Genomic DNA, 474 nt, shown 5'->3' on the forward strand with positions numbered 1-474 from the left:
GTCGCCGACCGGGCGAAGGTGCTCGGTCAGGGCGCGACCACCGCCGATCTCGCCTCGCGCATCACCGTCTTCCCGGTGCCCAACAGCGCGGTGTTCCGCATCGTCACCACCGGTGACACCGCGCAGGCGGCCACCACGCTGGCCTCGTCGATGGCCGATCAGATGCGACAGGTGGTGAGCGAACTCGAACCCGAGGGCACCGAGTCGGTGCAGTCGGAGCTGTTCGTCGTCGACGCCGCCACCCCGGCGGGCGCCGCCACCGAGACCAGCCTGACGCAGGCGATCGGACTCGGCGGCGCCATCGGGTTCGCCGTCGCGGCGATCGCGCTCATCGGGGCGAACATGATCGGCAACCGGGTCGGTGACGGCCGCGACGCCCTGCACACACTGCGCGATGTCCGAGGACTGAGGAAAACATGACGATGCGGAGACCTGTGACGAAGCGCGACACCGACCGATCGCGCGGACCGGTGG

The 474-nt window shown here is 70.3% G+C and carries 1 protein-coding gene; it reads left to right on the forward strand.

What is annotated here, in order from left to right; all coding sequences use genetic code 11:
- The coding region (locus D7Y13_RS46310; RefSeq protein ID WP_158626219.1) for a YveK family protein at positions 1-420 on the forward strand (420 nt) is incomplete at its 5' end.
- Positions 421-474: the final 54 nt, after the last annotated feature.

Source organism: Corallococcus praedator (genome assembly GCF_003612125.1).
Lineage (GTDB): Bacteria > Myxococcota > Myxococcia > Myxococcales > Myxococcaceae > Corallococcus > Corallococcus praedator.